General features: G+C 65.2%; 6 protein-coding genes and 2 pseudogenes. 5 read left to right on the forward strand and 3 right to left on the reverse strand.

Translation table 11 applies throughout. The annotated features are described in order from the left end of the window. Positions 1-9: 9 nt before the first annotated feature. The 5 genes and pseudogenes from cobA to ACHAA4_RS12845 all read left to right on the forward strand — a co-directional run. Positions 10-828: pseudogene (gene cobA / locus ACHAA4_RS12820) on the forward strand (uroporphyrinogen-III C-methyltransferase); the annotation flags it as partial. Next, a complete protein-coding gene (locus tag ACHAA4_RS12825; RefSeq protein WP_435774570.1) occupies positions 821-2,233 on the forward strand; it encodes an FAD-dependent oxidoreductase in 1,413 nt (470 codons plus the stop codon). The pseudogene cobA and the gene ACHAA4_RS12825, both read left to right, overlap by 8 nt. Continuing rightward, complete coding sequence (gene fdxA, locus ACHAA4_RS12830; RefSeq protein ID WP_435774571.1) at positions 2,230-2,547, forward strand: ferredoxin; 318 nt, start codon at positions 2,230-2,232, stop codon at positions 2,545-2,547. The genes ACHAA4_RS12825 and fdxA overlap by 4 nt, the downstream gene beginning before the upstream one ends. A gap of 127 nt (positions 2,548-2,674) precedes the next feature. Next, positions 2,675-2,920: a PspC domain-containing protein gene (locus ACHAA4_RS12835; protein WP_435774572.1), complete on the forward strand. Its 246-nt coding sequence runs from the start codon at positions 2,675-2,677 to the stop codon at positions 2,918-2,920. A 682-nt stretch (positions 2,921-3,602) separates the two neighbouring features. Next, on the forward strand, positions 3,603-4,847 hold the full coding sequence (locus tag ACHAA4_RS12845) for a heparan-alpha-glucosaminide N-acetyltransferase domain-containing protein (RefSeq protein WP_435774573.1): 1,245 nt from the start codon (positions 3,603-3,605) through the stop codon (positions 4,845-4,847). Positions 4,848-4,937: 90 nt separating this feature from the next. On the opposite strand, the gene ACHAA4_RS12850 is transcribed toward ACHAA4_RS12845, so the two are convergent. The 3 genes and pseudogenes from ACHAA4_RS12850 to ACHAA4_RS12860 all read right to left on the reverse strand — a co-directional run. Then, positions 4,938-6,074 carry a sensor histidine kinase gene (locus ACHAA4_RS12850; RefSeq protein WP_435774574.1) on the reverse strand — a complete coding sequence of 379 codons (1,137 nt, stop codon included), beginning with the start codon at positions 6,072-6,074 and terminating at the stop codon, positions 4,938-4,940. Continuing rightward, a complete protein-coding gene (locus ACHAA4_RS12855; protein ID WP_435774575.1) occupies positions 6,071-6,793 on the reverse strand; it encodes a response regulator in 723 nt (240 codons plus the stop codon). Before ACHAA4_RS12855 ends, ACHAA4_RS12850 begins: the two co-directional genes overlap by 4 nt. 332 nt (positions 6,794-7,125) lie before the next feature. Continuing rightward, positions 7,126-7,305 (reverse strand): annotated as a pseudogene (locus ACHAA4_RS12860) (DUF305 domain-containing protein); the annotation flags it as partial.

The raw sequence follows: 7,305 nt of genomic DNA on the forward strand, positions 1-7,305 counted from the left end.
CCAACGATCGGTCCCGTCGCGCTCGTCGGAGGTGGCCCCGGCGATGACGCTCTGGTCACGGTCCGCGGCCGTGAGCTGCTCGGCCTCGCCGACGTCGTGATCGCCGACCGGCTCGGACCCCGTGGGCTGCTCGAGGAACTGGCTCCCGACGTGGAGGTCATCGATGTGGGCAAGGCGCCGGGAAACCACGCCGCCACCCAGGATGAGATCAACGCTCTGCTGGTCACCCACGCGCTCGCCGGCCGTCGCGTGGTGCGGTTCAAGGGAGGCGATCCATACATCCTGGGCCGCGGCTCGGAGGAGCGGGAGCATTGCCGCCGGTTCGGCATCGAGATCGAAGTCGTCCCGGGCATCACCTCAGCGATCGCGGTCCCGGCCGCAGCCGGGATCCCGCTGACCCACCGCGGCCTCTCCCGGGGATTCACCGTGATCTCCGGGCATGAGGACCTCGACGTCGTGCCGCGCGCCTCGGGGCACACCTTGGTGATCCTGATGGGGGTCAAGACTCTCCGCCGCTCGGCCACGCAGCTGATGGTCCACGGCTTCGACGCCGAGACCCCGGTGGGCATCGTTGAGTCCGGGTGCACCCCGGACCAGCGAGTGACGCTGGGGCGGCTCGGCGGGATCGCCGACCTGGCCGTGGAGCGGCGCGTCCAGAACCCCGCCGTGATCGTCGTCGGCGACGTGGTCACCCTCGCCCACGACTGGCCCCAGTTCCCCACCTCGACCATCCCCGCATCCGAGATCTCCGCACCCGAGGCCACTACGTTCGAGATCCCCGCCCCTGCCCTGGCAGGCGCTTCCCTGGAGAGATCCCACCATGACTGAGCAGACCCCTCGCATCGCCATCATCGGCAGCGGCCCGGCCGGCGTGTACGCCGCAGACCTTCTCTCCCGATCCGAGGACGGGGAGGACATCGCGATCGACCTCTTCGATCGATACCCGGCGCCCTTCGGGTTGATCCGGTACGGGGTTGCACCGGATCATCCGCGGATCAAGGGCATCGTCAAGGCGCTGCACAAGGTCATGGACCGGGGCAGGATCCGCTTCATCGGCAATGTGGACTACGGCACGGACCTGACCCTGGACGACCTGCGGCGGCGCTACCACGCGGTGATCTTCGCGACCGGCGCCATCGGTGACGCGGAGCTGAACCTCCCCGGGATCGCGCTGGAAGGATCCTTCGGCGCAGCGGACTTCGTCTCCTGGTACGACGGTCACCCCGACTACCCGCGCAGCTGGCCGCTGCACGCCCAGCAGATCGCCGTGCTGGGCAATGGCAACGTGGCCCTGGACGTCGCACGTATACTGAGCAAGCACGCTGAGGACCTGCTCACCACGGAGATCCCGGAGAACGTCTACCAGGGCCTGAGATCCTCGGCCGTCACCGATGTCCATGTGTTCGGCCGGCGCGGCCCGGCCCAGGTGAAGTTCACCCCGCTGGAGCTGCGCGAACTCTCGCACAGCCGTGACGTCGACATCGTCCTCTACGAGGAGGACTTCGAGTTCGACGACGCCTCGGACGCCCTGATCAAGTCCAACAACCAGGTCAAGACCATGGTCGGCACGCTGACGAACTGGCTGCTCGAGCAGGAGGAGCGGCAGTCGGACCCGCAGGTGCAGCCGGCCTCGCGCAGGCTCCACCTGCACTTCCTGCACTCCCCGGTGGAGATCACCGGTGAGGACGGCGAGGTCACCGGCATCCGGTTCGAGCGCCAGCAGCTCGACGGGAGCGGCAATGCGCGCGGTACCGGAGAACATCTGGACTACGCGGTTCAGGCCGTGTATCGCGCCGTCGGGTACTTCGGCAGCCCGCTGGCGGAGGTGCCCTTCGACGCCGACCGCGGCGTGATCCCACACCGCGGAGGACGCGTGATCGACGCCGACGGCGAGCCCATGGCCGGGCTCTACGCCACCGGCTGGATCAAGCGCGGCCCGGTAGGACTGATCGGACATACCAAGAGCGACGCCGCCGAGACCATCTCCAATCTGCTCGAGGACCTGCCGCAGCTCACTGACCCCGAGGCGCCCGATGCGGATGTGGTCGAGCTGCTCCAGGAGCGCGGTGTGCAGACGACCTCCTGGGAGGGATGGCTGGCCCTGGACGCCCACGAGCAGCGCCTCGGGACTAAGCACCAGCTGGCCGACGGCGCCACCCGCGAACGCGTCAAGGTGGTCTCGCGTGAGGAGATGGTGCAGATCTCCCGGGCGCTCCAGGAGGCCACCCGATGACCTACATCATCGCGCTGCCCTGCGTGGATCTGAAGGACAAGGCCTGCATCGACGAATGCCCTGTGGACTGCATCTACGAGGGCGAGCGTTCGCTCTACATCCATCCCGATGAATGCGTGGACTGCGGCGCCTGCGAACCGGTCTGCCCGGTGGAGGCCATCTACTACGAAGACGATGTGCCCGAGCTGTGGTCCGAGTACTACCGCGCCAACGTCGAGTTCTTCGACGAGGTCGGTTCCCCCGGCGGCGCGGCCAAGGTCGGACTGATCGAGACAGACCACGAGGTCATCGCGGGTCTGCCGCCGCAGCGCTGACTGAACTTCAGTGCGCACAGGCCTCCAGGATCGGCCGGGCCAGCACTGTCCGGATCTGGGTGATCAGATGCCGAAGCGATTCGGCGGCGCCGGGGCGGACGGGTGGGACTCGCGTATTATCACAGGCATGGAAAAACTCTTTAAATCTATCCGCAGGCTCGGATACCGGCGTGGACCTGGGCGCGTCGTCGGAGGCATCGGGGGAAGCCTCGCCGCGAAGTTCGGACTCAACGTGTGGTTGGTCCGCTTGGTGATCCTGCTGTCCTTCTTGCTTCCGGTGTTGGGAGTCGGAGCGTATTTGGTGGTGTGGGTGTTGACGCCCTGGCAAAACGGCAGCATCCCGCTGGAGCGAGCCCTAGCAGGCCGACGCTAGGCGTGGACTCAACCACATCGCGACGCTGAGAGCTCGTCCGGTCTCGTCTGAACGACCGTGTCTTATAAAGCTGTGGGTTTCTGAGACGTAGACGTTGTTCGGTTGGTGCCGGTGAGTCCGTGATCGACGTAGACCTGATCGGCGTCGACACCGAGGGCGATGGGTCCTTCGCGTTGCGCGGTGAGGTCTTGCCCGGTGGTCGAAACCCGGGCGTATCCGGTCTGCAATCCAGTCATGCGCCCTGGTGTTGCAGATAAGGGACCTTCACCGTGCTTTTAATCGGGCGGGGTATACGTGCACCCTAAGCCCAGTGTCTATTTGGAGTGGTTTTGGGGTGGGGGAGTGGCCGGTGAGCGACCGGCTTACGGGCATTGGCCGGCAGGTGTCGTTCGTGCCTCAGAACCTCGCCAGCCCAGGACGTTTAGCGGTGACGACGTCAGCTGTCGTTCCGTGGTGCCGAGTGATCAGTCTGGACCGTGCGCGCAGTTTCAAGCCTCCACCGCCGGTCTCACAGCTCCTCACCGGTGGCATCGGGATTCTCTTTACCAAATCTTGAGGTTCCCGCGACTGCGGCTCCAAGTGCAGCAGGCACTCTGGAACCAATACTCCCGGGGATTCCTGGGACAGACATCGGTTGCAGACTTCACCGCCCCTTTCAGGGACGGACCGGAAAGGGATACACATGCGTGAGACCTCAAAGACTGGGACGGCAGGTGTCGAGGAGACTCCGGTGCGGTCCAGAGCCCGGCTGGTGGGCATCGACGCAGCACGAGGACTCGCCCTGCTGGGGCTGATGGCGATCCACCTGCTGCCAGCGTGGAACGAAGAGACCGGCGAAGCCAGCTGGTCCTGGCGGTTGTTCTCCGGGGACTCAGCGGCGTTGTTCGCGCTGCTCGCCGGGGTGGGGCTTGCGCTGACCTCCGGGGGACGGAACCCACATCAAGGCAGGAGGATGACCGCTGACCGGGTCGGTCTGCTGGTCCGGGCGCTGCTGATCGCCGTCGTGGGCCTGTGGACCGGCACGGTGATGCCGGAAGATCCTCCGGCATACGGCATCTTGCTCTACTACGGTGTGTTCTTCCTGCTGGCGATCCCGTTCCTCCACATGGGTCCTAAAGCGTTATTCGCCTCCGCGGCGGTGTTCGGGATCGTGTCCCCGATGCTCATGCAGAATCTTGCTAGCGAACTGCCTGTGTGGAGCTCGTATAACCCCACGTTCATCGACGTGTTGACCGAACCCGGAGCGATCGCCTCCCAACTGCTGCTCACTGGCACCTATCCGGCTCTGCCATACATGGCGTATCTGCTGGTCGGTCTGGGACTGGGGCGACTGAATCTGCGGGAGACCGCCGTGCAGATTCGATTGCTGGTGGTGGGAGTGGGGCTGACGATCTTCGCTTACTTCACGTCATCCATCCTGCTTTACGCCTTCGGTGGGTACCAGCGACTGTTGAGTGCTTCCGGAATGAGTGAGTACGAGCTCAATGAAGTCCTGATCTGGGGCCCGGACTCGTTGCCGGCCTCGACCGGATGGTGGCTGGCCATCACGACCCCGCACACGAACACGCCGCTGGCGATCATGGCCAGCCTCGGGGTGAGCCTGATCGTGCTGGGGGTGTGTCTGTTGATCGCTCCGAAGGTCGGCAAATGGTTGTTGCCGCTCTCAGCGATGGGCGCGATGACCTTTACCCTGTACACCGTGCACCTGGTCGCCCTCTCGTTCGAGGTCCACTACGACCAGCCCTACCTGTGGTTCGTGATCCACCTGGTGGTCGCAGCCGTGTTCGCGATCCTCTGGCAGCGGTCGCTGGGGCAAGGGCCCTTGGAGAAGGTGGTCAGCACCAGTGTGAAGGGCACTCGACGGTTGGTGTCAGGAGCTGAAGGTCAATCTCGAAACGTCGCCGGAGGTCGGGGCAGCCAGACCTGAGCCCCCGCGCCTGCAACACGGAGTACACCCGGCTCCGGCACATGCTCCCAGTGGCGCGGTGGCCCGTGAGACGCATCAGGGGCGCCCGATTTACTGCGGGGCCGGGGTGCGGGGAATCCGGATGTGGAAACTGGCTCCGTGACCGAGCCCGTCGCTGGTCGCCTCCAGGGTTCCACCTTGGGCTTCGACCAGGGACTTGCTGATCGCCAGCCCCAGCCCTGAGCCCGCGCGGTGGGCTTCACGGCCAGTCTCGACGCGGTAGAACCGCGCGAAGACATTCTGAAGGTTCTCAGGACTGATGCCCTCCCCGGTGTCGGTGACGGTGACGGTGACCGCGTCTGGTGTGTTTTCGGTGTGCACGGTGATGCCACCTCCGGGCGGTGTGTGGCCCAAGGCATTCTCCAGCAGATTGCCCAGGACCTGACCCGTGCGTTCCGGATCCAACGGCACTGGGGTTGAAAGCGGGCCGGCGCTGCTGGTTGCCACCGAGATGTTCTTTGCCGCGGCGGCGGGCTCGATGGCCGCGACCGCCTGGGCGGCCAGCCCTGCGGGGTCCTCGAGGGTGAGCTGCAGCTTGGCCGTGGCCTCCTCGTCGGCGGTGAGCTGCCGGATATCGCGGGCGAGCCGTTCCATGCGGGCGATCTGAGCGTTGAAGATACCGATCGTCCGGGCATCCCATTCCACGACCCCGTCCTCGATGCCCTCCAGATGGCCCTTCAGACTGGCCAAGGGGGTGCGCATCTCATGGGCCAGATCGGCCAACAATTGGCGCCGGGTGGTGTCCACGGCGGCGAGCCTGGCAGCCATCTCGTTGAAGGAAGTCGCTAGAGAGTCGAACTCCGGGCCCAGCTTCGTGGAGTTGACGTCCACCTCGTAGTTGCCAGCAGCGACTTCCTTGGCGGCGGTGCTGAATGAGGACAGGGAGCGGCCGATGGTGCGGTAGAGGTAGAAGCTGAGCAGCCCAGCGATGAACAAGGCCGGTAGGCCGCCGATGACCAGAGCAGTCAGAATCACCGAGCGGAAGGCATCTTCTAGGTGGACCAGCCCGGTGGCTGCATAGGCGTGACCGGCCTCGACAAGTTCGCGGTAGAACATGGAGGGCCCCACCAGCACAGCGGTGACCACCACGATGATCAGCCCGATCACCAGCACTGCGGTCTGGGCCAGCATCAACCGCACCGTCAACGGGCCCCATGACCACCCGCGGTCGTTCTCGGTGGAGGTCATCGGCCAGTGCCCATCCGGTACCCGACCCCACGGATGGTGTGGATGAACCTCGGGTCAGAGGCATCATCGCTGAGCTTCTTCCTGATGCGCCCGATGTGGACATCCACGAGATGGTCCTCCCCGGTCCAAGCGGTGTCCCAGACCAGCTCCACCAGCTGAGCCCGGGACAACACCTGGTGCGGGTGAGTAGCTAGAGACACCAGCAGATCAAACTCGATCCGGGTCAACGCCACCGGTTCACCCCCCAGCTGCACTCTGCGGGCTGCCTCATCCACCACCAAGTCCTCGATCACGAGCTTCTGACCTGGCGCATCCGGCGCGGTGGGTGCTTCCGTGTTGTGGGTGCGGGCTCGGCGCAGCATGGCTTGGACCCGGGCGATGAGTTCGCGGGGGCTGAAGGGCTTGGTCACGTAATCATCAGCGCCTACCGAGAGTCCGATGATCTTGTCGATCTCATCATCCCGGGCGGTGAGCATCAGCACATGGCACTCCGAAATGGTGCGCACCTGCCGGCACACCTCGATCCCGTCGATGCCGGGCAGTCCAAGATCCAGCACCACCACGTCCGGATCGAAGCTGCGCACCGCGGCGACCGCCTCGGGTCCGTCATGGCGCACTGCAACGTCCAACCCGGCTTTACGCAGATACCCCTCGATCAGCAGGGCAAGATCGACCTCATCATCGACCACGAGGACCCGGCCGGTCTGTGCTGTGGGCATCGGTGCTCCTTGATCGAAGGGCTCCTGCGTTTGGTGGGGGACTCGGGTGCGGTTTCCAGAGGATGCCGCGGGGACCCCTTCTGTCGATGCTACTTCGCGTGGTCGCGACCGTGGCGTGCCGGAAAAAGATAGTGGAGCTGCTCAGTCCATGGTTGTGCGCCGAAACGACATCGGACAGACGCGTCCCGTTGTGCAGATTTAGAAGCACCTCGGCATGATTGCTTGAGATGGCGTGCCCTCTGCCGCCCCCGATAGCGGCTGGGGTGCCCGTTAGAATCCACCCATCGGCTTGCGTGCAGACGTGGCGACATTTCGCGCTGCGAATTGGCCGGTCAATCGATGGGGCATTCGAGGTCTGCGGTGTCGTCGTACTCAGGAACCGGGCGAGCCTCTGCCTCCTCCACGGTGGTCGCGGCGCCGTTGCTGTCGATGTCCTCGATCAACCAATCCATCTCCGCGATCTCACGCCGCTGGGCCTCGCTGATCGCCACCGCGAGCTCACAGACCCGGAG

It is taken from the genome of Nesterenkonia maliinae (assembly GCF_051262655.1).
Classification (GTDB): domain Bacteria; phylum Actinomycetota; class Actinomycetes; order Actinomycetales; family Micrococcaceae; genus Nesterenkonia.